This is a genomic window from Paenibacillus violae, from assembly GCF_032461945.1.
Classification (GTDB): Bacteria; Bacillota; Bacilli; order Paenibacillales; family NBRC-103111; genus Paenibacillus_E; species Paenibacillus_E violae.
Genome location: NZ_JAWCUD010000013.1, coordinates 92,418 through 116,377, shown reverse-complemented (window position 1 = coordinate 116,377; position 23,960 = coordinate 92,418). Strand labels below are relative to the sequence as shown.

Annotated in this window: 24 protein-coding genes; 20 read left to right on the top strand and 4 right to left on the bottom strand. The window is 46.3% G+C overall.

The window, feature by feature from the left end; genetic code table 11:
- Positions 1–100 precede the first annotated feature (100 nt).
- Positions 101–1,039 carry a hypothetical protein gene (locus tag RQP52_RS29920; protein ID WP_315955216.1) on the bottom strand — a complete coding sequence of 313 codons (939 nt, stop codon included), beginning with the start codon at positions 1,037–1,039 and terminating at the stop codon, positions 101–103.
- A gap of 209 nt (positions 1,040–1,248) precedes the next feature.
- On the opposite strand from RQP52_RS29920, the gene RQP52_RS29915 reads away from it, so the two are divergent.
- The 6 genes from RQP52_RS29915 (at position 1,249) to RQP52_RS29890 (ending at position 5,925) form a co-directional block, all read left to right on the top strand.
- On the top strand, positions 1,249–1,695 hold the full coding sequence (locus RQP52_RS29915) for a MarR family winged helix-turn-helix transcriptional regulator (RefSeq protein WP_315955215.1): 447 nt from the start codon (positions 1,249–1,251) through the stop codon (positions 1,693–1,695).
- Between the two features lie 36 nt (positions 1,696–1,731).
- Positions 1,732–2,061: a DUF1904 family protein gene (locus tag RQP52_RS29910; RefSeq protein WP_315955214.1), complete on the top strand. Its 330-nt coding sequence runs from the start codon at positions 1,732–1,734 to the stop codon at positions 2,059–2,061.
- A gap of 9 nt (positions 2,062–2,070) precedes the next feature.
- Complete coding sequence (locus RQP52_RS29905; protein WP_315955213.1) at positions 2,071–2,991, top strand: AEC family transporter; 921 nt, start codon at positions 2,071–2,073, stop codon at positions 2,989–2,991.
- Positions 2,992–3,083: 92 nt separating this feature from the next.
- A complete protein-coding gene (locus RQP52_RS29900; RefSeq protein WP_315955212.1) occupies positions 3,084–3,386 on the top strand; it encodes a hypothetical protein in 303 nt (100 codons plus the stop codon).
- 36 nt (positions 3,387–3,422) lie between these two features.
- Positions 3,423–3,788: a DUF423 domain-containing protein gene (locus RQP52_RS29895; RefSeq protein ID WP_164819722.1), complete on the top strand. Its 366-nt coding sequence runs from the start codon at positions 3,423–3,425 to the stop codon at positions 3,786–3,788.
- A 286-nt stretch (positions 3,789–4,074) separates the two neighbouring features.
- Positions 4,075–5,925, top strand: a complete 1,851-nt coding sequence (locus RQP52_RS29890; protein WP_315955211.1) for a putative bifunctional diguanylate cyclase/phosphodiesterase — start codon at positions 4,075–4,077, stop codon at positions 5,923–5,925.
- Positions 5,926–5,969: 44 nt separating this feature from the next.
- Here RQP52_RS29890 and RQP52_RS29885 read toward each other — a convergent pair whose 3' ends face one another.
- Positions 5,970–6,467: a hypothetical protein gene (locus RQP52_RS29885; protein WP_315955210.1), complete on the bottom strand. Its 498-nt coding sequence runs from the start codon at positions 6,465–6,467 to the stop codon at positions 5,970–5,972.
- Between the two features lie 116 nt (positions 6,468–6,583).
- Here RQP52_RS29885 and ybaK point away from each other — a divergent pair, with 116 nt between their 5' ends.
- The 13 genes from ybaK to RQP52_RS29820 all read left to right on the top strand — a co-directional run bounded on the left by ybaK (position 6,584) and on the right by RQP52_RS29820 (position 20,617).
- Entirely contained in the window at positions 6,584–7,057 is a 474-nt protein-coding gene (gene ybaK, locus RQP52_RS29880; RefSeq protein ID WP_315955209.1) for a Cys-tRNA(Pro) deacylase, read from the top strand.
- A gap of 398 nt (positions 7,058–7,455) precedes the next feature.
- A complete protein-coding gene (locus tag RQP52_RS29875; RefSeq protein ID WP_315955208.1) occupies positions 7,456–7,758 on the top strand; it encodes a YunC family protein in 303 nt (100 codons plus the stop codon).
- A 217-nt stretch (positions 7,759–7,975) separates the two neighbouring features.
- Entirely contained in the window at positions 7,976–8,770 is a 795-nt protein-coding gene (locus RQP52_RS29870) for a basic amino acid ABC transporter substrate-binding protein (RefSeq protein WP_315955207.1), read from the top strand.
- A gap of 84 nt (positions 8,771–8,854) precedes the next feature.
- Complete coding sequence (locus RQP52_RS29865; protein WP_127456760.1) at positions 8,855–9,502, top strand: amino acid ABC transporter permease; 648 nt, start codon at positions 8,855–8,857, stop codon at positions 9,500–9,502.
- A 13-nt stretch (positions 9,503–9,515) separates the two neighbouring features.
- Entirely contained in the window at positions 9,516–10,238 is a 723-nt protein-coding gene (locus RQP52_RS29860; protein ID WP_315955319.1) for an amino acid ABC transporter ATP-binding protein, read from the top strand.
- 231 nt (positions 10,239–10,469) lie between these two features.
- A complete protein-coding gene (locus tag RQP52_RS29855) occupies positions 10,470–11,159 on the top strand; it encodes an ABC transporter ATP-binding protein (protein WP_315955318.1) in 690 nt (229 codons plus the stop codon).
- Positions 11,149–12,183 carry an efflux RND transporter periplasmic adaptor subunit gene (locus tag RQP52_RS29850; RefSeq protein WP_315955317.1) on the top strand — a complete coding sequence of 345 codons (1,035 nt, stop codon included), beginning with the start codon at positions 11,149–11,151 and terminating at the stop codon, positions 12,181–12,183. The genes RQP52_RS29855 and RQP52_RS29850 overlap by 11 nt, the downstream gene beginning before the upstream one ends.
- A 20-nt stretch (positions 12,184–12,203) precedes the next feature.
- Positions 12,204–15,110, top strand: coding sequence for an ABC transporter permease (locus RQP52_RS29845; RefSeq protein ID WP_315955206.1), 2,907 nt, complete (start codon positions 12,204–12,206; stop codon positions 15,108–15,110).
- 2 nt (positions 15,111–15,112) lie between these two features.
- Positions 15,113–15,997: an ABC transporter ATP-binding protein gene (locus tag RQP52_RS29840; RefSeq protein ID WP_315955205.1), complete on the top strand. Its 885-nt coding sequence runs from the start codon at positions 15,113–15,115 to the stop codon at positions 15,995–15,997.
- 171 nt (positions 15,998–16,168) lie between these two features.
- Entirely contained in the window at positions 16,169–17,464 is a 1,296-nt protein-coding gene (locus RQP52_RS29835) for a homocysteine synthase (protein WP_315955204.1), read from the top strand.
- Positions 17,465–17,658: 194 nt separating this feature from the next.
- On the top strand, positions 17,659–18,507 hold the full coding sequence (locus tag RQP52_RS29830; RefSeq protein ID WP_315955203.1) for a M15 family metallopeptidase: 849 nt from the start codon (positions 17,659–17,661) through the stop codon (positions 18,505–18,507).
- A gap of 111 nt (positions 18,508–18,618) precedes the next feature.
- Entirely contained in the window at positions 18,619–19,632 is a 1,014-nt protein-coding gene (locus RQP52_RS29825) for a Gfo/Idh/MocA family protein (RefSeq protein WP_315955202.1), read from the top strand.
- Positions 19,633–19,666: 34 nt separating this feature from the next.
- The gene (locus RQP52_RS29820) at positions 19,667–20,617 is read left to right on the top strand and encodes an AraC family transcriptional regulator (RefSeq protein ID WP_315955201.1); all 951 of its coding nucleotides are present in this window, start codon (positions 19,667–19,669) and stop codon (positions 20,615–20,617) included.
- Between the two features lie 329 nt (positions 20,618–20,946).
- Here the strand turns inward: RQP52_RS29820 and mtnA are convergent, their stop codons facing one another.
- Both mtnA and mtnK read right to left on the bottom strand, forming a co-directional pair.
- Complete coding sequence (mtnA, locus tag RQP52_RS29815) at positions 20,947–22,023, bottom strand: S-methyl-5-thioribose-1-phosphate isomerase (RefSeq protein WP_315955200.1); 1,077 nt, start codon at positions 22,021–22,023, stop codon at positions 20,947–20,949.
- Positions 22,020–23,246 carry an S-methyl-5-thioribose kinase gene (gene mtnK / locus RQP52_RS29810; protein ID WP_315955199.1) on the bottom strand — a complete coding sequence of 409 codons (1,227 nt, stop codon included), beginning with the start codon at positions 23,244–23,246 and terminating at the stop codon, positions 22,020–22,022. Before mtnK ends, mtnA begins: the two co-directional genes overlap by 4 nt.
- A gap of 200 nt (positions 23,247–23,446) precedes the next feature.
- On the opposite strand from mtnK, the gene RQP52_RS29805 reads away from it, so the two are divergent.
- Positions 23,447–23,905 (top strand): Dps family protein, encoded by a 459-nt coding sequence (locus RQP52_RS29805; protein ID WP_127458389.1) that lies wholly within the window; start codon positions 23,447–23,449, stop codon positions 23,903–23,905.
- Positions 23,906–23,960: the final 55 nt, after the last annotated feature.

Genomic DNA, 23,960 nt, shown 5'->3' with positions numbered 1-23,960 from the left:
AATAAGGGCATTTCAGTCCGTTAGGCACAGCAATCTTGCCTGAGCCATTGGTTAATATTCCCAATAAAAAAATTATAGCATGAATATTCAAAATATTCTATCAAAAATTACTAGAATTCGACAAAAAATAGGATAAACCGCCAGAAAGAAGTTGGTTGCGCTTTTCATTGATCTCTTTTGCTGTTACACGCAAACGAACTACTAGATGAAGATGAAATTGGCAAAGCTCTTTCAGGGGTGTCTCTAACGCTAGCAGCCCCTCATGATGCTTCGCGGCGATCTCACTATATCCCTCAAGTCCATCGCGAACATATATCTGCTGTTTGACCCAATCCGGGGTTGGTGAACCACCTTCCGACCCTCCAACGTTTCCACGCAAAAAAGCAAGCAAACAATTATAGGAACCCTCGTCCAAATCTTCCTCCCAATCCGCCCAGTCATCAAGCATTTGCAGCGTCACGAGCACTTGTTCAACAGCTCCCGTCACAGCGGGGATGAGCTCAGCTTGACCGGCGAGGAGTAAAGCTCCAGTGCTGGCGTTTTTGACAGGACTAGCTTTCCAGGCAACCTTCCTTTTGTCCGTGTGAAAGTAATCACCACCCGGCTCGCCTGCCACTGCGTCGGCCCATTCAAGCACGTAAGTCTCGTAATAATGCCAGAAAGGAGATTGCGGCGGGAACAATGCGCGATACATCATTTGAAATTGCAATTGAAATAAGTTCGCGAGCGGGAGCTTGTCCTTATGCGCCTCTTTGGTAGAATCCATAATGTCATCTACAACAAAGTAATAGAGCATGACGAAAACGTTAGCTAAGCTCAACCTTTTGACCGAATCGTTTGGCAAATGGGTGCTTTCCTGCATCCAATAGGGGAGCAAGTAGCAGATATAATTTTTCGTGCTCTCTTGCTGTCGCATGTCAAATTTAGCGAAGTAGGCTAGTCCGTGATGATTCAGCGGTTCAGGAAATGCGCGAATAAGATGTTCCGCTTCTCCGAATACCTCATCTATACTCTCCCTATGAGCAGAGAACCAATCCATAGGTCATATTCCCCTTTATTGGTATAATTTTGAAACAAGCTTAGCATGAATGAGGCGCGGATACAATTCCTTTTTAACCTCCATCGAATCAAGAATTTAGCAACATTTATGAACTTATCTGACTATTCGCATTGACAGTAGGGTTATTTTTATATACATTTGAAGCAAATCGATTGTTCGCAATATGAATGAGAAAGGAAGTCGATGGTATGAGCACCAATGAAGAATTATTAAAACTTGATAATCAGCTCTGCTTTAGTTTATACGCCAGTTCGAGAGCTATCACACGGATGTATCGTCCCTTTCTGGAAGACTTGGGAATTACCTATCCGCAGTATTTGGTGCTGCTCGTTCTATGGGATCAAAAAGAGAGCACCGTCAAGGAGCTCAGCGAGAAGCTGGATCTAGATTCAGGCACGTTGACGCCGATGCTCAAACGGATGGAAACTCAGAAGTTGGTAGAGCGGAAAAGGTCTGTTGAAGATGAGCGTGTTGTGAACATTGTCATTACAGAAACGGGACTTGCGCTTTATGAAAAAGCATTTTGCATCCCACAGACGCTGCTTGAATCCAGTGGGTTGTCCCTGGAAGAAATTCATAATTTCAATGTACAGTTGAAACGTATCATTAACAGTGTAAACGCATCAACGAAATGAGAAGCCCTAAGGCGATAAGGGATTGGAGTTTAGAGCATGCCTAGATTAACGTTCAGAGGAGTAACAATCGAACAAGTTTGTGGAATGAGTGAGAGATTAGTTGAGCAGCTTGCGTCGATCTGCGAGTGTGACAGCGATAATTTTACGCTAGAGTGTGTCCAGCATCCGGCTGTTTTCGGCGGTAAAATTGTTCCAGCCTATCCGTTTGTTGAAGTCGCCTGGTTTGAAAGAGGGGACAAGATCAGGGATGCCGTCGCTGCGGCAGTTACGACCCATGTCCTTGGGCTTGGCTTGCCTGAGGTTGAAGTTGCTTTTACGACCTACAGCAAGGATGCGTACTACAGCAACGGAACTTCATTTAAGTGAGGAACAGAAATGAGTTATTTTATTTATATTCTAATTAATAATATTGTGCCGATTTCGATCATGATCGCGATTGGCGCAGTCATGTATCGTGCTTTTCATCTTGATATTAAAACATTATCCAAGCTTAATTTCTATGTGTTTTCTCCCGCCATCGTTTTCGTAAAACTGTATGAGTCTGAAATGAACCTGAATGTTATTCTGCAAGTCCTTTTGTTTTTCGCTTTGTTTTTCAGCCTTTTGTTTGCGGTGATTGAGATCTATATACGCATTAGGAAAATGAAGCGGGGCATGCGGATCGCCATGCGAAACAGCGTTATTTTCTATAATAGTGCGAACTATGCGCTACCGCTTAATCAAACCGTATTTGGAGGGAATGCCTATACCCTTTCTATACAAATTATCATCATGATCATGCAAAATTTGATCCCTAATACATATGGAATTTACACGTTAAATGCCCATAAATCAACTTGGAAGGCAACGATGAAGACGATTTTGTCTTTACCTGTTATTTATGCCATTCCGATTGCTCTGCTGCTGCGTTATTTCCATTTGCCCGTCCCATCATCCATTCATCTGCCGCTGACGTATATTTCAAATGCCTTCATGGCAACAGCACTCTTGACACTTGGCGTACAGCTTGGCGGGATGAAGTGGGAATTTCACTTCTCGAATGTGGCTGTTTCGAATATATTAAGGCTGATTGCGGGGCCGTTGCTCGGATTTTTGGTCGTGTGGATGCTTGGGATTAATGGACTGACCGCACAAGCGCTAGTTCTTTCCTGTGCCGTGCCAACCTCCCTTAGCAGTGTGCTCTTGGCGATTGAGTACGAGAATGAACCGGAGTTTTCTTCACAGGCGGTGTTTACCTCCACCTTGTTTAGTATGTTTACCATTCCAGTTGTCATCTATTTTACGGGTTTTCTGTGAACATTCTTGGTCATACTGAATGATGCAGGAATTTCGACATTTTCCGGCGAATTGGTAAGTAAATTTTACTAATTTAAAGGGGGCAGTTTTTGATGAAGTACCAATTTTGCCAGTATGTTACGATTGTGGATATGAATGAAGAAATATTATCCGAGGTATTGTTTGAGCACGGGGAGTTCGAATCCAACGCACTTTCCATCGGTTCTTCCGTTCTGATTTATGAACTGGGACTCAAGCAATTCGAGGTCGTTTATGACAAAAGAGAAGGCAAAATAGCCCGCAACAAAATTGTAGATATTGAGATCGATTTAATTACACATCCGACAGTCACTAAGGTTTACCTGGAGCCAGTACGACTAATCGTTGGACAGCATGATATCGGTGAAGTAGAATAAATTTAAGCTTTGATGAAGGGAAGTTTGGAAACCATGATGAAACTTTTTGTGCTGATCGGCAGCTTGAACGCGTTTCTTTCTGTTGCATTAGGGGCTTTCGGGGCACATATCTTGAAACAAAAATTAACGCCAGACAAACTAGAAGTTTTTCAAACGGGTGTGCATTATCACATGATTCATGCGGTTGCGTTAATCGCCATTGCCATTTTGTCAGATAAGCTTGGGAACACTTCGATGGTGAATGCTTCCGGATGGGCGATTTTTATCGGAATCATCTTATTCTCGGGCAGCCTTTATGCGCTTAGTTTGACAGGAATTAAATTTTTTGGACCGATTACTCCGCTTGGCGGCTTGAGTTTCTTAGTAGGATGGATTCTATTAGCGATTGCCGCTCTAAAATAATAAAATTGGAAAGAGTCAGGAAATTCCGACTCTTTTTTCTTTATTTTGTGCCCTATTTGCAGGAAAAGCTCGACTTATGTAGAAAGTAATAGTTAACGCAAATGGATTTAAAATACATATTGATTTTCCCATAGGTGTCGGATGAATCACACAAGGAGACAAGTGAAGTGCGGGCTTGTTTCTTTCATTGCGGCAAATTCGTTATGAAGATTAAGCGGGAGAAGGAACGGTAGTCCGTGCGACGCTTCCTATTACCTAGAGTGAATTCGTAAGAGGAGGCAAATTTGTGAAAAACCGGCTATATATTGGCGGATATTTGATTGTCGCCATATTCGTAAGCCTTTACGTAAAGCCGTATGCTGTATGGATATGCGTTCTAGCTGCCCTGCCGCTGTTTATTCAGCTGTTGAGAAAAGAAAGGGACAACCAGCACTCATCAATATCAACTCTGCAGCATCACTCCTATCAGCATGTGCTGGATTCCTTATTTGAGCATAATCCGAATGCGATTGGCATTTTTGACCAAGAAGGGACATTCATCCGGATTAATGCAGCGGCAGAAACGATCCTCGGATATTCGGCATCGGAATTGCTGGAGAAACGTTTCAGCCATTTTGTGACGCAAGAGCAGTATGAGTTGACGATCAATCAACTTCAACTGGCAACGGATGGAGAGCCGCTTACCTTTGAAACTTCCGTGTCTCACAAAAGCGGCTATCGGGTTGACTTGCATGCAACAGCCGTTCCCGTTCAACTGAGCACGAATGATAAGGGCTTTATCCTCATTTGTCAGGATATAACGGAACGTAAGCGCAGCGATGAACAAGTCCGGTATATGGCCTATTATGATGACATGACGGGGCTGCCGAATAGGCGTATGTTTAGAGACCACCTGAATGAGCGGTTGAGCCTGACCAGAATAGCGGGGCAGCAAGTCGCCGTCTTTTATCTGGATATCGATAGGTTCAAGTTAGTCAACGATAGCTTCGGCTACGATTATGGCAACATGATGCTTCTGCAGCTTGCTGAGCGCTTCACGAGATGCATTACTGAAAATGATTATTTGGCACGGACTGAAGGCGATGAGTTTGCTTTTTTCTACACGAATGTCGCCGATTCCAATGATGTCATTGCCGTTATCGCAGAGATTAATCGCGTTCTGGAGAAACCATTTGTTCTTGAACAATATGAACTGCATGTTACAGCAAGTATTGGTGTTGCCATCTCTACGGCAGATGAGGAAGATGCGGATACACTGATGAAGTATGCCGATATCGCACTCGCCAGAGCGAAAGAGAAAGGGCGCAATGATTTCCAAATTTTCAACGCGGATATGAAATCCGTATCCATCAATCGCCTCAAGTTGGAGAATGAACTCCGCAGAGCGATCGCCTTGGAGGAGTTTGTTTTATTCTATCAACCACAGGTTGATATTGAGACAGGGCGCATTGTCGGTGTAGAGGCGTTGATTCGCTGGAATCACCCGGAGAAAGGGTTGATCTCGCCGAACTATTTCATTTCCTTTGCAGAAGAATCCGGTTTGATTGTGCCAATCGGAGAATGGGTGCTGCGTGCGGCATGCAAGCAAAATAAAGCCTGGCAAAATCAAGGCTTTTCCCCGATGCCGATTTCCGTGAATCTATCCATGCGGCAGTTTTTCCAGCATAATCTGAAAGGCAAGATCTCTCATGTGCTGGAGCAAACGGGGCTTGATCCGCAGTATTTGGAGCTTGAAATTACGGAAAGCATGACCATGGACGTCGATCACGCGATTCAATCTCTGCTCGAGCTCAAGGAGCTGGGTGTTCACGTGAGCATTGATGATTTCGGGACCGGCTACAGCTCCTTATATTATTTGAAAAAGTTTCCGATTGATAAGTTGAAAATAGATCGATCCTTTGTACGCGACATAATGGTGGATCCCAATGACGCGGCAATCGTTACTACGATTATCGCAATGACGCGCCATCTGAACCTGAAAGTCATTGCGGAAGGTGTAGAAACGGAAGAGCAGCTGCACTTCTTGCATCAAAACCGCTGCAACGAAGTACAGGGCTATTGGTTCAGCCCGCCGGTGAACGCCGCCCAGCTGGAAAACATGCTAAGCCATGGTGTGCATGCCGCGGCTTCGGGTTAAGAAAAAGAGGATGTCCCTTGTCGGTCAGGGAACATCCTCTTTGTTTAGAAAGCGACGTAATCGTCGATTTCATTCAGTTTAAATGAGTAAACTTTCTTCTCATCCACATGATACACGGCAACATTTTGATTGCTGCTGTCATAATTCAAAATCCGGCAGGGAAGATTGAGCTTAATGCCCTGACCTTTGATAACGGTTAGCCGAATCAATGTGTTGTTAGCTTTGAAGCCTTCTAGCTGTGTGATAATGTGATCGGCCGCTCCGCTTGGCGCTGTCGACGTCATCGTTGGCGCGGGAGTTGCAGGCGGGGGAGAAGTTACTGCCTTTTTGCCAGTATATGAAGGAGGCGTGCTCTCTTTTTTCGTTGTATTCAATTCAATTAGCTTACCGAGCTCGATGCCCTTGAGGATTTGATAATCTTTGACCGTCTGTGCGTTAAGAAGATGTAGGAGCTTTTCCATCGCAAGACCATTTGTAGCCTCTTCAATTAAAATTTCTACAGTGAATAAGTGACCTGTGTGGTTCTGTTTACCTTGACTCATATGGCCTCCTTGCAGCCTAGAAATTGCTCATGTCCTAACTATATCATGTTATGATATCCAAATATAGATTGGTTTTTCATTCGTACAACTTTTGTATACAAAAAGAGGAGGAACCTATGTCAAACAAAACGAATGCCTGCCGAATCCTCGATTCTCTCCAGATTGCTTATTCGCTACATGAATATGAGTGGGATGAGGATCAGTTGGATGCCACTACCGTTGCCGCTAAAGTGGGGCTTAAACCTAGTCAGCTGTACAAAACGCTTATCTTAAAAGGGGACAAGACAGGTGTCCTCGCAGCCTGCATTCCCGGCGACCAGGAACTGAACTTGAAGAGTCTCGCTTCCGAAAGCGGGAATAAAAAAATTGAAATGGTGGCTGTCAAAGACATCCAATCACTTACAGGCTACATACGGGGCGGAGTATCTCCACTGGGGATGAAGAAGAAGTATCCCTTTTACCTGCATGCGACGGTGGAGTCGATGGAGTTGGTTAGCATCAGCGGCGGCCGCCGGGGGTTGCAGATATTTCTGCGGGGGGAAGATTTGGTATCCGCCTCTGAGGGGCGGTTGGTGGATATCGCTTATTAGCCAGAGGGATCGAGGGGCGGCAGTCATGCGCTGGCGAGGCAACGTGCGCCCAGATTTCGCGAGCGTTGGGTGGGGAGCGCTAACATGCGACAGTGCGCGGCTCGTGGAGAGCTAACGGACCACAGAGCCGTTATTTTCGATAAATGGCCCTCCTCGCAATTCTAACGGACCACAGAGCCGTTAATTGATCAAAAGACAGCCAAATTTCATGCTAATCACGAGAATAGCAGCTGTGGAGTCCGTTAGAAATTGAAAATGGCCTATTTTCTCCAAATAAGGGCCGCTCGGTCCGTAAGCTCGGCATACCACTCAAAAATTCTTTTTCCAACTAACATCACACCGTACTAGCCGCACGCGCATATACTACCGTAAGACTGCAAAGAGGAGCTGTGCAGAGCATGATGCGCGTTGAACCTATTCTCCTTGAGGGACATACTGCAATTGCGATAGAGGTTAAATTGCCCAAGACGACGCTGCTGGTAGTAACGACAGATAAAGGATACATTATGTGCGGTGCGTTAGACGTTGCACTGCTCAACGAGCGTTTGAGCGAACGCAACATTGTCGCGGCAAGAGCTACTGGCGTTCGCACGATTGAGGAGCTTCTGGAAGCACCGCTTGAATCGGTGACGTACACGGCTGAAGATCTGGGCATTTTTGCTGGCATGACGGGAAGGGAAGCCATTTTGAGAATGATGTAAATAGAACGCTTCGGATCAGCAGATCCGGGCGTTTTTCTATTTTTTGTCGGTAAAAAGAACAAAGGCTGTCCGTTTACATTGTGCAAAAAACCAAAAATGAAACGGAAAGGCGATTACCTGCAATTTCCTGAGTATTTTTCTAAACACAGGCGTTGTCATTTTATTGACCAGATGTTAAAATATGATTCGTTCCATACATAGCACGGGGGGAATTTTAATGAAAAAAATATCATTTCTTGTTTTAACAGCAGCACTAGTCATCGGATTAACGGGTTGTGGGGCTAAAGATAGCAGCGCCGGCGGCACAAAGTATAAGTTTGCGACAGATGCTGCTTATGCGCCAATGGAATATATGGACAAGGACAAGATGACCGGTTTTGACGTCGATTTTCTTGCAGAAGTTATGAAAGAAGCAGGACTTTCCTATGAACTAACGAATACTGGTTGGGATACCATGCTTACAAGTGTTAAACAAGGTAAAGAGTATCAAGGTGGTATTTCCAGCGTTTCGATTACGGATGAGCGCAAACAGTCTTATGACTACTCCATCCCGTATTTCGAATCCACCAACATGATTCTGGTCAAAGAAGGCAGCCCGATCAAAAGCGCGACTGACCTGAAAGACAAGAAGGTTGCTGTTCAAATCTCCACAACAGCTGATACACTTATGAGCAAAATCATGGGTGATAAAAATCCATCCTTGAAACGTCTTGATAACAACACGCTTGCACTGATGGAACTTGAAAATAACGGGGTAGACGCAGTTGTTGCGGATATCGCCATCGTTCGTGAATATGTGAAAAATAACCCGAACAAAAAATTAGTCGCGATTCCCGATCCTAAGAACTTTGAGTCCGAATACTACGGTATCCTGCTTCCAAAAGGCAGCGAGCTGAAAGCGAAACTTGACCCGGCAATCAAAAAAGTGATTGAAAACGGGGCTTATGCAAAAGTGTACAAAAAATGGTTCGGTCAAGAACCAGACACGAAAAAATTGCTTGAACAAAAATAAGAAGAGAAGCAGCATGCGTGACTTCAACCTTACGCATGCTGTTGTTCTGTTATCAGCATAATAAGGTAAGAAAGGAAGTGTGGAATGGAGTTTCGTTTTGATATTATTATTGAATATCTACCGCTTTTATTAAAAGGTACACTATGGACCATTGGGATATCCATTTTGTCCATTTGTTTCGGCTCCGTGCTGGGGTTGGCAGTTGGATTAGGCAAAATGTCTCACCGCGGCTACTTAAGATGGCCAACTAGCATTTACGTGAACTTTTTCCGCGGCACACCGCTGTTGGTGCAAATTTTGCTAGTACATTTCGGGGTCGTTCCCTTATTTCTAGGTACAACCAATGCTATCATTGCTTCTATTGTTGCCTTATCTTTGAACTCTGCAGGATACATGGCCGAAATTTTCAGAGCAGGTATTCAGTCCATCGATAAAGGCCAAACGGAGGCCGCGCATTCGCTAGGTATGACACATTATCAAACGATGAAAAAGGTCATTTTACCGCAAGCGATCAAGCGGATGATTCCTCCATTTGGGAATGAGTTTATCGTGTTGATCAAGGATTCCTCCCTGTTTGCAATTATTGCTGCACCCGAATTGATGTATTGGTCTAATGCGATGCGCAGCCAATATTTCGCTGTGTGGGAGCCGTATTTGACGGCAGCATTGATTTATTTCATCCTCACTTATTCTCTAAGCAAGCTGCTTAGCTATGTGGAAAGGAGAGTGTAGAGATATGACCGCTATGATTGAAGTTAGAAATCTTAAAAAAGCTTTCGGCAATAACGTTGTTTTGCGGGATATTTCCGCAGATATTCAGCACCAAGAGGTTTTGGTTGTGATTGGTCCTTCGGGATCGGGGAAGTCGACGTTTCTGCGTTGTCTGAACCTTTTGGAGCAGCCTAATGGCGGTTCCATCAAGGTTGAAGGGAAAAACATCATGGACCCGACGAATAAAATCAATGAGATCCGCATGGAGCTCGGCATGGTGTTCCAACGTTTTCACCTTTTCCCGCATATGAAAGTTATTGATAATATCATGCTGGCGCCGATTCAAGTACGTAAATGGTCGGAGGATAAAGCACGTAAAAAAGCGTTGGAACTTCTAACGAAAGTGGGACTCGCTGATAAAGCCGATGCTTATCCAGATTCGCTTTCCGGAGGTCAAGCGCAGCGTGTCGCGATTGCTCGCGCACTTGCGATGGAGCCGAAGATTATGCTGTTCGATGAGCCGACATCCGCGCTGGATCCCGAAATGGTCGGAGAGGTGCTGGCCGTTATGAAGCAGCTGGCGAAGGAAGGGATGACGATGGTTGTCGTGACCCATGAAATGGGCTTCGCCCGCGAGGTCGGCGACCGCGTTATGTTTATGGAGCAAGGCGTTATTGTAGAAGAAGGCAATCCGAAGCAAATTTTTGAAAACCCGCAACAAGAGCGGACGAAGTCATTTTTGTCCAAAGTGCTTTAGTACGGTGAATAAGAATAGTAGAAGTGGAAAAAGGAGCTATCTCATTGGGGCTGGAATGACCTGATGAGATAGCTCCTTTTTTCTGTCTATCTTTTTGGCAAAAAATAGATTTATAATAAAATAACTATCAACTGCAGCATGAAAAGGATGACTAGTTTTTTATTATGTAAAGGTTTACATTTAGAAGCAGATCCAAGATTTAGGAATGAAAAAGAGGTGCTAACTTTGACTATGCAGGCAGATCAGGTGCCAATGGTGCAAGCTATCGGTGTTACGCGAGTGTTTGGAAAAGGATCTGGAGCGGTCCACGCATTGCGGAGAGCTCATCTCAGTATTCCCAAAGGCAGGCTTGTGGCCTTGCGCGGAAGATCAGGTTCAGGCAAGACAACGCTGCTCAATATTCTCGGGGCACTCGATCATCCCTCGGAAGGCGCCGTTTATTTAGAGGGCATGGAGATCAGCAGCCTATCGGAGGCCAAGCGCAATGAAGTCAGACGGAAGCAGATCGGTCTTATTTTTCAATCTTTTGCTTTAGTTCCGTATATGTCCGCGTACGAGAATGTTGAATTTGGTTTGCGCATTTCGGGTATTCCACCCAAGCATTATAAACAATTAGCTGAAGAAGCACTGGATTTCGTCGGTTTGAAAATGAGAATGAAGCATCGTCCTTATGAACTTTCTGGCGGCGAGCAGCAGCGGGTAGCGATTGCCAGAGCCATCGCTCACAAGCCCAAGTTGATTTTGGCCGATGAGCCTACAGCGGAGCTGGACAGCAGAATGGGACTCCAAGTGCTTAAATTATTCAAAGATTTGGTGCAAGAAGGAATGACCATTATTTTGACCACGCATGATCTCGCGATTATGGAAATTGTAGATGAAGTGTATGCATTGGAGGATGGTACCATTGTCGATGAAGGTTAATCCATTTGCGTCTAAGATCGTTCTTATATCGGGTGTTGTGCTATTCCTGGCTGGTTGTTCCCTATTGCCCAAAGAAGAGGAGGCGCTGAAGCCGCCATTAGTCAAACCGGTGAAAGAAAACTTTGAGCTTTATGAAGTGAAGAAAGGCAACATAACGAAAAAAGCGGTTTTTATGGGGACGTTCAAGTCTAGCCAAACAAGCAATTACTATTTTAAAGAGTCTGACCATCACTTAGCTGGTTTGCGCGTCAAATTAGGCGATGTGGTCAAGCCGGGGGATGTGCTGGCTGAACTGGAACAGGGTGATCTGCTAACTCGGATTGCCCTTCAAAAACTGAATTTGGAGAAAGCCCAGATCGCTAGTGTGCAGTCCAGGCAAGCTGATCCTGACCAAACGCTTGCGCTGCGTTTAAAGGATATTGATATTGAAGCTGCACAGCTGCAATTGAATTCCTTGCAAGATCAGCTGAATAAGACAAGGTTAGTGGCAGAGACCGGTGGCGTTGTTACTTTTGTAACGGATGCTCAGCAAGGAAGTGTAGTGGATGCCTTCAATACGCTCGTGGTTCTGTCCGATCCTGAGCATTTGGAGCTTTCTTATGAAGCTACAGACGTTGGAACACTTATGGGAATAGAAGTTGGCATGAACGTAGAAGTCAAGCTCGCCAAGTCGGGGAATACGGTACAAGGCAAAGTGCTGCGAACACCTTCAAGCTCGCCGCCAACCGATAACAAAGCACAAGCTGAAAGAAACGCCAAAACGATTATTATTGGGGTTCCTGTTGGAACAGAGGGCGCAGAGATTGGCGCATCCGGCGATATGACAATTGTCGTTGAGCACCGGGAAAATGTCATCATAATCCCGAGAAAAGGCCTTCGGACTTATTTGGGGAGAGATTATGTGCAAGTGCTGAATGGAGAGAGCCGAAAAGAAGTTGATGTCGAAAAAGGCCTTGTCACCCCAACGGAAGTTGAAATCCGTACGGGACTTAAGGAAGGTCAAAATGTCATTTTGGAGAACTAGATCAACTTAGGAGGATTGCAATGGCTTTAATTCTGATGATTCTCCGTAAAATGGTTAAAAATCGCTGGCTCGAGCTTAGTTTATTAGTTGGGCTCATTATTTCCGTAGCTCTTGCAAGCTCGATGCCTATTTATACGCACGCCATTTTACAGCGCATGCTGATTAAAGACTTGGAAGTTCTGCAAACAGACACCACGCAATATCCGGGGCAAGTGTATGACTACGCGTACTTTGTGAGATCTGAGAAGGAGCCGGACGAAGATCGTCTTCTCGCGGAAACGGATGCTTTTTTGACCGAAAAAAGTAAGGCATTTGGCGTGCCTATCCTGCTTTCAACGACCACGCGCAGCACGATGAATTTCAATTTTAAACCGAGTGATCCGAGTAAAGTCGACCCAAGTGTGAAGCGTCTGGGCGAGCTGACAGCGATGTCGTCGTTAGATCAGCATATTCGTCTTGTGGACGGTGTCATGCCTTCCGCAGAGCCTGTGAACGGCGTATATGAGGCATGGGTGTTTCCTGAACTGCTGACGGAGATGAAGATTGTACTTGGCAATGAATTAACCATCCAAGACGAGGATTTGAAACAAAGTATTCGTATTAAACCCGTAGCGGTCATTGATCGCAGCGATTATGCCGATCCTTATTGGACGAATAATACGTATGACTTGCGTTCAAGATTTTTCATTCCTTTTGGATTATTTGAGAAAGAAATTACGAATAACAAAGCGTTTACTAGCCTGTATAGCTTTTGGAATTTCGTACTCGATTATCATCAATTAAAGTTGGAGGGGTTGGGAGCTTATACCGCTGCACATGCACAAATGGAAGGCTACTTAAGCAGTCGGTTCAATTCTTATAAAGCGGAGAATCCTTCGCTTCCTACTTTGAAAGTGTACGGTGAGAAAGAGAAGAAACTAAGAATGATGTTATGGTCGCTGAACGTGCCCGTCAGCATTTTGTTAGCCTTTTATTTATTCATGGTAGCTAATTTGATTACCGAGAGGCAAAAAACAGAAATTGCCGTTCTGCGCAGTAGAGGAGCAAGCCGTACACAGATTTTATTAGGTTATGTGCTGGAGGGAGCCTTGCTGGGGGGAATTGCTCTTCTGATAGGACCAGCCATCGGCATGCAATTGACCAAAATTTTAGGTGCCTCCAATGGGTTTCTGGAGTTCGTACAGCGCTCTGCTATGGAAGTGAAGCTGAATCAGGAAGCTTACCAATATGCTTTGGTCGCTGTGGTGGCATCGGTTTGCATGACGCTCATTCCGGCCGTTATGGCGACGCGTACGACGATTGTCGGCCATAAGCAATCGCTTGCGAGGAAGAATAAGCTTTCTTTTGTTCATAAAATCTTTCTCGATATTATTTTATTAGCGGTATCCATTTATTTATTGCAGAGTTTTAATCGACGGATGTCGGATCTAGTAGCCCTTGGGTTGGATTCCATGGACATGAAGGTCGATCCCCTCCTGTTTGTTGTACCGGCTTTATTCATATTTGCAATGGGTTTGTTCCTCCTGCGGATCTATCCGTGGGTGATTCAACTGATCTATACGGTGGGGCGCAAATGGTGGCCGCCTTATCTGTATTCGACGCTCCTTCAGGTAGGCAGGTCTACTACCCAGTACCAATTTATCATGCTTTTTATCGTGATGACATTGGCCACCGGTTTGTTTAGTGCAAGCGCAGCCCGGACGATGAACAAAAACATTGAAGAGAAGATCCGCTATACGAATGGGAGCGATATTGTTTTGCAAACGCCATGGGATAACGACGCCCCACCGCCACAGTCTGGCCCTTCAGGCCCCTCGGGTGATGCGAGTTCTCCTGCTAATGAAGTTGCCGTGAAAAAAAGAGTGCAATATACAGAGCCGCCGTTTCTTCCATTTACCCAACTGACGGGTGTAGAATCTGCTGCACGTGTTTTTCAGAAGAAAGATGCTTACCTCTCAATCGGCAAAGAAACGAAGAGGACAACTTTGATGGGCATCGACACGGATGAATTCGGCCAAACGGCCTGGCTTCGCGATCAATTGCTGGACCATCACTTCTACGATTATCTGAATTTGCTCGCTGGGGATTCCAAGGCTGTGCTTATTTCCAGGTCCATTGCCGAAGAAACAGGAGCTAAAGTTGGCGATACGGTGAATATTGGCTGGGGGGATGTAAGAGGAACCTCAGCTATCGTCTATGGGATTATCGACTACTGGCCAAGCTGGAATCCTAATCCGATACTGACGGCTCCGTCGAGTAGCGGGAGCACGTCAGGCACGACGAAAAAGACGAAGGTGGATGCGCCTAAGCTCGTCGTGGGACATCTCTCCTACTTCCAAAATAATTTGGCTGTGGAGCCGTATGAGGTATGGCTTAAGCTGAAACCTGAAATGACCAGTCAAGCTTTGTATGAAGCGCTAGAGCTTAAGAATATCAAGATTACAAGCTTGGTTGATACGAAACAGATGTTAGTCCGTTCCAAAAATGATCCCTTTCAACTGGCCGTGAACGGCGTTATGACGCTTGGCTTCTTGATTGCAATCGGCATCAGCTTCATGGGATTCCTTTTATACTGGGTGCTCTCCTTATCCGGTCGAATTCTACAATTCGGCGTACTTCGTGCGATGGGAATTTCTTATGCGCAATTGATTGGGATGCTGATTGCCGAGCAGCTGTTAACCTCCGGCGCAGCCGTCCTGATTGGGATGATTACAGGGAATACAGCCAGCCGTTTATTTGTTCCCTTGTTCCAATTAACGTTCGACTCATCGACGCAAGTACCGCCTTTTCAAGTGAGTTTCGATCCCAACGATCAGCTGCATTTATACGTCATTGTCTTAGTGATGATAGGGATTGGACTGCTGCTGCTTGGCGGGATGCTCTCCAGAGTTAAGATTCATCAAGCCATTAAGCTTGGGGAGGATTAAGCATGATTCACTGTGAAAATTTAGTTAAAATTTATAAAGCAGCCGATCTTGAAGTCGTCGCTTTGCAAGGGCTTGACCTCCACGTCGAGGAAGGGGAACTGATGGCGATTATCGGAAACAGCGGCAGCGGGAAATCGACGTTGTTGAATATGCTGGGAGGGCTTGATCGGCCCTCAGCAGGTAATCTCCATGTGGATGGGAAGGATTTGTTGAAGTTTAAGGAAGCTGATCTGGTCAAGTATAAAAGGGAAACCGTTGGCTTCGTCTGGCAAAATAATGCGAGAAACCTGATTCCGTATTTGACAGCTTTGGAAAATGTGGAGCTGCCCATCCTTCTCCAAGGGCGGCGCAAGCGTCACCGTGCTTTAGATTTGCTGGAAGCTGTAGGCTTAAGCCATCGTAGAAGCAATAAGCTTAATGAGCTATCTGGCGGGGAGCAGCAGCGTGTCGCTATTGCGATTGCGCTTGCGAATCAGCCAAGGCTCCTGTTGGCGGATGAACCCACGGGATCTGTCGATACGAAAATGGCGAATCAGATTCTCGATCTATTTCGTGAACTGAACCGCAGTTTTGGCTTAACCGTTGTAATTGTTACGCATGATCCGCTTTTGGCCAAGAAGGTGGACCGGGTGGTTGCCATTCGGGACGGCAAAACGTCCTCGGAGATTCTAAGGCGTAAATCCTATCAAGAGGAATTGCTGGAGCTTGAACAGGGCATCCTGGCTGCCGAAGAGGATTCCCATGTGGAGTATGCCGTTGTTGACAAAGCGGGCAGACTGCAAATTCCGGCCAATTTCCTCGACTCGATTGGAGCTTCACGGACGAATAAGGTGCGCGTAGCAATGGAGGATGGACGGATCGTCCTGTTACCGCCAGACAAGACATAGAAGGAAACTTGCAGAAACCTTTTCGTTCAATGAAACAAGTATAGAAAATAATGCCAGTATGGTATATTGACTATGACTAGATATTTCCATTAGAATGAATACATAGTATTCCAGTAGGAATTATCGAGTTATTAACCGCGAATCCATCCACCATCCAAGGAGGCATGTGCAATGTCAGATTCAAAACGCCAGTACTTACCGGAAACACTAGCCATTCATGCAGGTCAAGAAATCGATCCTGCAACCAATTCAAGAGCTGTTCCGATTTATCAAACAACGTCTTACGTTTTTAACGATACGGACCACGCCGCTAATTTATTTGCGCTCAAAGAGTTTGGTAATATTTATACGCGAATTATGAATCCGACGACCGATGTTTTTGAAAAGCGGATTGCTGCACTGGAAGGTGCACCAGCGGCTCTTGCCGTAGCGTCCGGGCAGGCTGCTATTACGTTCGCAATTTTGAATATCGCTGAAGCCGGCGATGAAATCGTATCTGCATCTTCCTTGTATGGCGGAACTTATAATTTATTCTCAAATACATTAGCTAAGCTGGGAATTAACGTTAAGTTCGTTGACCCAAGCAATCCGGAAAATTTCCGCAGCGCTATTACGGATAAAACAAAAGCGGTTTACGCTGAGTCAATCGGCAATCCCAAAGGTGATATCCTTGATATTGAAGCTGTGGCGGCTATTGCGCATGAGAATGGCATTCCATTGATTGTCGATAATACATTCCCAAGTCCTTACCTCCTAAGACCAATCGAGCACGGTGCTGACATTGTCGTTCACTCGGCAACTAAATTTATTGGCGGCCACGGAACGACGATTGGCGGCGTTATTGTTGACAGCGGCAAGTTCGATTGGGTAGCTAGCGGTAAATTCCCGGGCCTGACGAAGCCAGATCCAAGCTATAATGGTGTTGTCTACACAGATGCGGTAGGGCCAATTGCCTATATTATTAAAGCAAGAGTTCAACTGCTTCGCGACTTGGGTGCCTCACTGTCACCAAACAGCTCGTTCTTGCTTCTGCAAGGACTGGAGACCCTACATTTGCGTTTGGAACGCCATAGCTCGAATGCACTTAAAGTGGCTCAATATTTGGAGTCTCATGATGCGGTCCAATGGGTAAGCTATTCCGGGCTGGAAAGCCATCCTTCCTATCCGCTTGCTCAGAAGTATCTGCCTAAAGGTCAAGGGGCTATTTTGAGCTTTGAGATCAAAGGCGGCGTTGAAGCGGGTAAGAAGTTGATTCATTCCGTTGAACTCTTCTCACATTTGGCCAATGTAGGAGATTCCAAATCACTCATTATTCATCCGGCCAGCACAACACACTCCCAATTGAGTGAACAGGAGCAGATTTCCGCAGGCGTGACCGCTGGACTTATTCGTTTATCCGTTGGAACGGAAGCTATTGAAGATATCATCTATGATCTAGAGCAGGCAATTGCCGCAAGTCAAGCTTAAGCAAACGATGAGAAACTGATGAAACTTGTAACCAACAACCGTTAGGCATAAAATATGAGAAGGCTGCGATTTAGGCGCAAAACCTAGATGGCAGTCTTTTTACGTTGAGATTCGATTTCATGCAACTTTTACTGGAGATGAGAAGTCTATTTCATGTGTAAGTTTTTCAATTTCGAGGAGGCATTCACCTGAGCATGAACAAAATGACGACATACTCGCTCGCCCTATTAGTGGTGTTATCCATCCTAACGGGATGCGGCAAAGAGGAAGCTGTACCAAGCACGAGCCCAACTACCAGCGCGACAACAACGGCTACACCAAATACGGCGACTCCCACAACATCGCCTGTGACAACGGCGACAACTTCGCCGCAAACAAGTTCTAAGCCGGTTCAGAGTCCTTCGGCTTCTCCGAAGGCATCCAGTACGCCTTCCAAAGGCGATGGTCTTCAAGTCATCGCCAAACCGGAAAGTGTAACGGTCCTTGTGAATAAACAATTTTCACTTCCTTCAAGTTATGAGCCGACGGATTTGGTCTATCCGGATATCCCTTTTACATTCGCGGAGAAGACTGAAAAACGCAAAATGCGCAGCGTCGCATCGGAAGCGATTGAAAAGCTGGTTGCAGGCGCGAAAAAGGATGGTATTAACATAGCCGGTGTCTCGGCTTATCGATCATATGCCACGCAGAAGTCGCTATTCCAACGTTACGTTCAGAAGGATGGCGAGGAGAAAGCGAAGATGTACAGCGCCGTGCCGGGAACCAGTGAGCATGAAACTGGACTTGCTATCGATGTATCCGGCAGTGATGGAAAATGTGCCGCGGAAGACTGCTTTGGTGGGACCAAAGAAGCGAATTGGCTGGAGAAGCATGTCCAGGACTACGGATTTGTGATCCGCTATCCTAAGGGGAAAGAGAAAATTACCGGATACCAATACGAGCCATGGCACATTCGATATGTAGGTGTTGATACGGCTAAGGATATGGTTGCCAAAAAGATGACGATGGAAGAGTACTACAATGCGGTGCCTGTAAGTAAATAAAGTGATGTCGTTGATGTCGTTATTTTGCACCCTTGTCTGTCGCTAATTCGAAATTTATCAAGCTGCTTAGGCATGTTAAAATGAAGCCAAGTCACTTATTTGGAGGTTAACATGATTAAAGTAGCAATGTTAAGTTTTTGGCACGTGCATGCAAGAGACTATGCAAAACAGGTTACTGAGCACAAAGATACCGAGATTGTAGCGGTGTGGGATGAAATTCCTGAGCGCGGACAAGCAGAAGCGTCGCAGCGTGGTGTTGCCTTTTATACGGATCTTGCTGAGTTACTGGCAAATAAGGATATTGACGGCGTCGTTGTAGACACACCGACAAACATGCACCGTGATGTGATGGTTGCCGCTGCCAAGGCGGGTAAACATATTTTTACGGAGAAAGTTATTGCTCCAACTTTACATGAAGTGAATGAAATTTTGGACGCGGTAAATGAAGCCGGTGTAACTTTGACTGTTTCATTGCCGCGTTTGAATCCAACGTATACATTAGCGGTACAAGAGATTATTGAGAAGGAATTGCTGGGCCAGATTACGCTAGTGCGTACTCGTCTATCCCACAATGGCGGTATTTCTACAGATGTGAATCCGAAAGGCTGGCTTCCTGAGCATTTCTACAATGCTGAACAATGCGGCGGCGGCGCGTTAATCGACCTTGGCTGCCATCCGATGTATCTAACTCGTCTATTCTTAGGTCTTCCTGAATCTGTAAGCGCTTCTTATGGCTATGTGACGGGCAGAGAAGTTGAAGATAATGCCGTAGCTACGCTTCAGTATGTGAATGGCGCTCTGGGCATCGTAGAGGCTGGTTTTGTGAACGCTCATTCGCCATTTGTGATTGAAGTTCATGGCACTGAAGGCAGTGTGCTGTACTCTGATCATGACGGAAGAGTTCTAGTGCGTACGAGAAAAAATGCTGACGCTGGCTGGACTGCTTACGAAAACGGTCCGAAAGAGAAACCGTCTGCTTTTGATCAATGGGTAGCGCATATTCAAAACGGAACAAAAGCCACTGAAAATATTCAGCTGGCTGTGGACTTAACGAAGTTGATGGAGGCTTCCAACCGCTCCGCCGGGTCCAAACAACAAGTACGTATTGATTCTCTAGCTCAGTAATAAATCATCTGCACAGAATGGATGGAGGTTCAGCATGAGTCAGCCCTTTTACTTCGAACCGATGCTTGAAAATCCAATGGCACTTGATCGCTTGGACTTACGATTCCGGTGGGGTTCTTACGGAATCCGGGTGCTTCGCTGCCATCTGACCTCCTTTCCGGCTGGAACGGTAATTGATTTCCATCATCATTCTGAATTCGAGTTTCATTATATCCCTAGTGGAAAAGGTAAAGTCATCCTGGATGGGGTCACCCACGCTTTGCAAGAAGGGATGCTGTATGTCACAGCACCAGGTGTCTCGCACCGCCAAGAGGCGGATGAACACGATAAGATGGATGAGCTGTGTTTGCATGTTGATTTTGTGCGGCTGGAAGGGTCACCGCTGGACGGAGACGCTGGAAGCGAATCGCAGGCTTGGGGTGAAGCATGGGAGATTGCAGAGGCAGATGCTTGCATCAAGCAGCTAAGCGAGCTTCCGCATCTTCCTGCCTTTGACCGTCAGGAAGCGATGAAATGCTTTCTGGTCGCCTTCGAAGCTTGGCGGGACAACCAGCTCGGCCAATATACGATCATCAAGCAATCGATTATCCAGATGCTGCTGAGAACAATTGGCGCTTACAAAGCGGATCATCAGGGGCTCGATTTGCCGGCACGCGATATGAAAAGCTACCGCTACCAACTGGCTGTACAGTTCATCGAAGACAACTTCCGGCGCCCTTTGACACTTGAAGGGGTTGCCGAGCGGCTGCAGATCTCCTCGCGGCAGCTTCAGCGCATCTTTAAAGAACAGGCGAACATTTCATTCAGTGAATATTTGGAGCAGGTTCGTTTAAAGCACGTGTGCACAGAGCTGTTGCAAACGACGATGACCTTGGAGAAAATCGCCGAGAAGAGCGGCTTTGCTTCCAGCAATTATTTGCATTATGTTTTCAAAAAAGCGCATGGCGTCACGCCAAACCGGTATCGTGAGCGCCTGCATGGATAAGAAAAAGGCTGTTTCTGCCGTTATCGTAGTTGAGTTCAACTATGATGCGGCAGGAGCAGCCTTTTTTGCCGCTAATTGAAGCAGTGCCGGTCCGTGACAGGACCGAGGTCGAGTTTGCGGCTCGGCGGGGACTAGAGGGCGCTATTTCTTGCGAAAGGAGCCCTTTACGCACAGAAGGGGAACTATAGCCCCTTATTTCATCGGATTTGGCTGAAATCACGCCTAAAACGTTGAAATAAGGACCTGTAGTTCCCCAAGAACTAGAAAACGGGCCGATTGGGCAGCAATAGCGCCCTCAGGTTCCGCAAATTGTGCATAAGGGTGCTAGCTTATTCAAAAAGCTTACGCAAGTTCTCCGCATATGGAGCACGAACGATGCCTTTTTCCGTAATAATCGCCGTCACATACTCATTTGGTGTGACATCAAAGGCAGGGTTAAACACTTTTACGCCTTGCGGTGCCGTACGTTTGCCGAAGCCTTGCGTGATTTCATCCTCATGGCGTTCTTCGATCGGAATGTCCCCACCCGTAGGTGTGTTCAAATCGATTGTGGAGATCGGGCTCGCCACGTAGAACGGAATCCCGTGCGCTTTCGCCAAGACCGCCACGCTGTACGTGCCGATCTTGTTGGCTACATCGCCGTTAGCCGCTACGCGGTCGGTTCCGACGATGACCGCCTGGATCCAACCCTTGGACATGACCGCGCCGGCCATGTTGTCACAGATCAGCGTCACGTCGACGCCGGCCTGCTGCAGTTCAAAAGCTGTAAGCCGCGCGCCTTGCAGCACGGGCCGAGTCTCATCCGCGAACACTTTCAGGTTCACGCCTTTTTCCTTAGCCAAGTAGAACGGCGCTAGCGCCGTGCCGTACTTGGCTGTCGCCAAACCACCGGCGTTGCAGTGCGTCAGCACGCCGAAGCCATCTTCGAACAGCGTCAGCGCGTGTTCGCCGATTTGGCGGTTCGTCTCCTCGTCCTCCGCTTGAATCTTCTGCGCTTCGTCGAGAAGCGCTGCTTTGAACGCGTCCGCGCTAACGCCGGCCGCTGCCAAACTGCCTGCTTGCGCTCTCATCCGGTCGAGCGCCCAGAACAAGTTCACCGCTGTCGGACGAGACGTCGCCAGGTAGTCGGCTTGCTTCTGGACTTCCGCCAGAAGCTTAGCCACGTCAGCATCCACATTGCGGATGCCCAGATATACACCATACGCGGCGGCAATTCCGATAGCCGGTGCGCCGCGAACTTTCAAGTGACGGATCGCTTCCCACACCTCGATCGGTGTTTCAAGCGGTAAATACACAATCTCTTCCGGCAGCAACCGTTGATCTAACAGATCAAGCTGCTGTCCATTCCAACGCAAGGATTGCAAGGCACCTTGCGCCTCTAAATTTTCTAAGTTCTTGTTAGTCATAGAACAAATCCTCTTTCTACTGCTGATTCTTTGGTGACGATGGCGATGAGCTCATCGATAGAAGTTACTTGACGGTTTGCGCGAATGCAGCTTGTGCCGATCGCTAACGCCAAACGCTGAGCGCGTTCTCTAGCGGCGTTATCCTCAATTTTATCAATATCTGCAACATGCGCAAGTCCTACGATACGGCGCACCATTTTTGCTCCGGTGAAGCCCACTGTATCCTGAAGCAGGTTTTTAAGAAAATAATCCTGGTAGCCTGGCGTTTGGAAGACACGATCTACACCATGTTCGTTCCACAAGGCGCGGAAGTTCGTTTCAAAATGCGTCCATACCTCTTTCACTGTTTTCAACAAGTAAGCGCGGTACGCTTCACGGCTTTCGTGATCTTGACTCCAGCCTTCTTGTCCGGCAAAGTTGAGAATCAGATTCGCGAGCACAGCGCCGATATCGAAGCCCATTGGCCCGTAATAAGCGAATTCCGGGTCGATCACTTTCGTGGAATCAGGTTTGATGAAAATACTTCCGGTGTGCAAATCGCCATGAAGCAGCGCTTGCGCGTTTGTCAAAAATTTCTGGCGAAGAATCGCGACTTCCAAGTGAAGCTCGCTGTCTGCCCAAAGCTGCTCTGCCGCATCGCGGATATGATCTTCAATACTGTTCGTATCGGCATCGCGGTACGGATCGTCGAAAATCAAATCCTCCGTAATTTTGCAAAGCTCTGGATTGATGAAGCGGCCTTGTTGGATTTTCTTTTCCTGTTGATTTTTGCCTAAATCCGAAGTGAAAAACAAGGTGTTTGCCATAAAGCGGCCGATATGCTCGGCAAACAGCGGATATTCGTTCCGTTCAATTAACCCTCTGCGCATAATGATATGATCGCTTAGATCCTCCATGACCGTCAGCGCAAGATCCGCATCATACGCATAAACATGTGGAACAAGATCCGGAACTAATCCTTCTTCAATAATGAGCGCTTCGCTTTCAATACGTGCCCGATCAAGCGTCAACGGCCAGGATTCTCCGACAACCTTTGCATAAGGTAGGGCTTGCTTCAAAATAATGCTTTTTCCTGAAGTTTTTTCCGAGATGCGAAAAACGAGATTTAAGTTGCCGTCGCCGATTTCCTGGCTGGTCAATTCCGATTCCGGCTGGAACAAATTCGGGATTTGACGAGCGTATTCAATCGCTTGAGCTTCACTTAAAGGATGATATGTAGACATGGTTTGCCTCCTAATAAGTCATTGAAATTAATTCCAACTAGTTTACTGTGTATTAATCGTCTTTCCCTAGTATAAGGCAAAAAGGGGCCGCTTGAAATACTCTCTTCGGAAATGTTGCACAAATTACATAAAATAAGTGCAAAGAACGCACAGTAACGTGTACATGCTCTACCGACAACAACAACTAGGAGGCATTTCTTATGGCAACAACGACCTTAACATCAGCTCAATCCATCCAAACCATTCTCAATAAGCAAATAGCCAATTGGGGTTTGCTTTTTGTGAAGCTCCATAACTTCCACTGGTATGTAAAAGGTAACCAATTTTTCACGCTGCACGTCAAATTCGAGGAGCTGTACAATGAAGCGGCTCTGCACATTGATGAACTTGCTGAACGTCTTCTTTCGATTGGCGGTCAACCTGCGGCTACCATGAAAGCCTATATTGAACTGTCCTCCTTGAAAGAGGCGCAAGGAACCGAAACAGCAACCAAAATGGTTGAAGCTGTCATCGAAGATTTCACGATTCTTACCCAAGAGTTAAAAGCCGGTATGCAGGCTTGTGAAGAAGTACAGGACGAAACGACTTCGGACATGCTGTTAGCCATTCAGACTTCGCTGGAAAAACACCGCTGGATGCTGCAATCATTCCTTGGATAGGTCAAATTACCAACCTCTTTACAATTTCTTTAAGCTGAAAAAACATGAGCCTAAC

Coding starts and splice junctions, on each gene's coding strand:
- RQP52_RS29865 (WP_127456760.1), top strand. CDS start 8,855: ATGGAGTTTCGTTTTGATATTATTATTGAATATCTACCGCTTTTATTA.
- mtnK (WP_315955199.1), bottom strand. CDS start 23,246: ATGTCTACATATCATCCTTTAAGTGAAGCTCAAGCGATTGAATACGCT.
- RQP52_RS29840 (WP_315955205.1), top strand. CDS start 15,113: ATGATTCACTGTGAAAATTTAGTTAAAATTTATAAAGCAGCCGATCTT.
- RQP52_RS29825 (WP_315955202.1), top strand. CDS start 18,619: ATGATTAAAGTAGCAATGTTAAGTTTTTGGCACGTGCATGCAAGAGAC.
- ybaK (WP_315955209.1), top strand. CDS start 6,584: ATGTCAAACAAAACGAATGCCTGCCGAATCCTCGATTCTCTCCAGATT.
- RQP52_RS29895 (WP_164819722.1), top strand. CDS start 3,423: ATGAAACTTTTTGTGCTGATCGGCAGCTTGAACGCGTTTCTTTCTGTT.
- RQP52_RS29820 (WP_315955201.1), top strand. CDS start 19,667: ATGAGTCAGCCCTTTTACTTCGAACCGATGCTTGAAAATCCAATGGCA.
- RQP52_RS29920 (WP_315955216.1), bottom strand. CDS start 1,039: ATGGATTGGTTCTCTGCTCATAGGGAGAGTATAGATGAGGTATTCGGA.
- RQP52_RS29915 (WP_315955215.1), top strand. CDS start 1,249: ATGAGCACCAATGAAGAATTATTAAAACTTGATAATCAGCTCTGCTTT.
- RQP52_RS29860 (WP_315955319.1), top strand. CDS start 9,516: ATGATTGAAGTTAGAAATCTTAAAAAAGCTTTCGGCAATAACGTTGTT.
- RQP52_RS29885 (WP_315955210.1), bottom strand. CDS start 6,467: ATGAGTCAAGGTAAACAGAACCACACAGGTCACTTATTCACTGTAGAA.
- RQP52_RS29845 (WP_315955206.1), top strand. CDS start 12,204: ATGGCTTTAATTCTGATGATTCTCCGTAAAATGGTTAAAAATCGCTGG.
- mtnA (WP_315955200.1), bottom strand. CDS start 22,023: ATGACTAACAAGAACTTAGAAAATTTAGAGGCGCAAGGTGCCTTGCAA.
- RQP52_RS29905 (WP_315955213.1), top strand. CDS start 2,071: ATGAGTTATTTTATTTATATTCTAATTAATAATATTGTGCCGATTTCG.
- RQP52_RS29830 (WP_315955203.1), top strand. CDS start 17,659: ATGAACAAAATGACGACATACTCGCTCGCCCTATTAGTGGTGTTATCC.
- RQP52_RS29910 (WP_315955214.1), top strand. CDS start 1,732: ATGCCTAGATTAACGTTCAGAGGAGTAACAATCGAACAAGTTTGTGGA.
- RQP52_RS29855 (WP_315955318.1), top strand. CDS start 10,470: ATGCAGGCAGATCAGGTGCCAATGGTGCAAGCTATCGGTGTTACGCGA.
- RQP52_RS29875 (WP_315955208.1), top strand. CDS start 7,456: ATGATGCGCGTTGAACCTATTCTCCTTGAGGGACATACTGCAATTGCG.
- RQP52_RS29835 (WP_315955204.1), top strand. CDS start 16,169: ATGTCAGATTCAAAACGCCAGTACTTACCGGAAACACTAGCCATTCAT.
- RQP52_RS29900 (WP_315955212.1), top strand. CDS start 3,084: ATGAAGTACCAATTTTGCCAGTATGTTACGATTGTGGATATGAATGAA.
- RQP52_RS29870 (WP_315955207.1), top strand. CDS start 7,976: ATGAAAAAAATATCATTTCTTGTTTTAACAGCAGCACTAGTCATCGGA.
- RQP52_RS29805 (WP_127458389.1), top strand. CDS start 23,447: ATGGCAACAACGACCTTAACATCAGCTCAATCCATCCAAACCATTCTC.
- RQP52_RS29850 (WP_315955317.1), top strand. CDS start 11,149: ATGAAGGTTAATCCATTTGCGTCTAAGATCGTTCTTATATCGGGTGTT.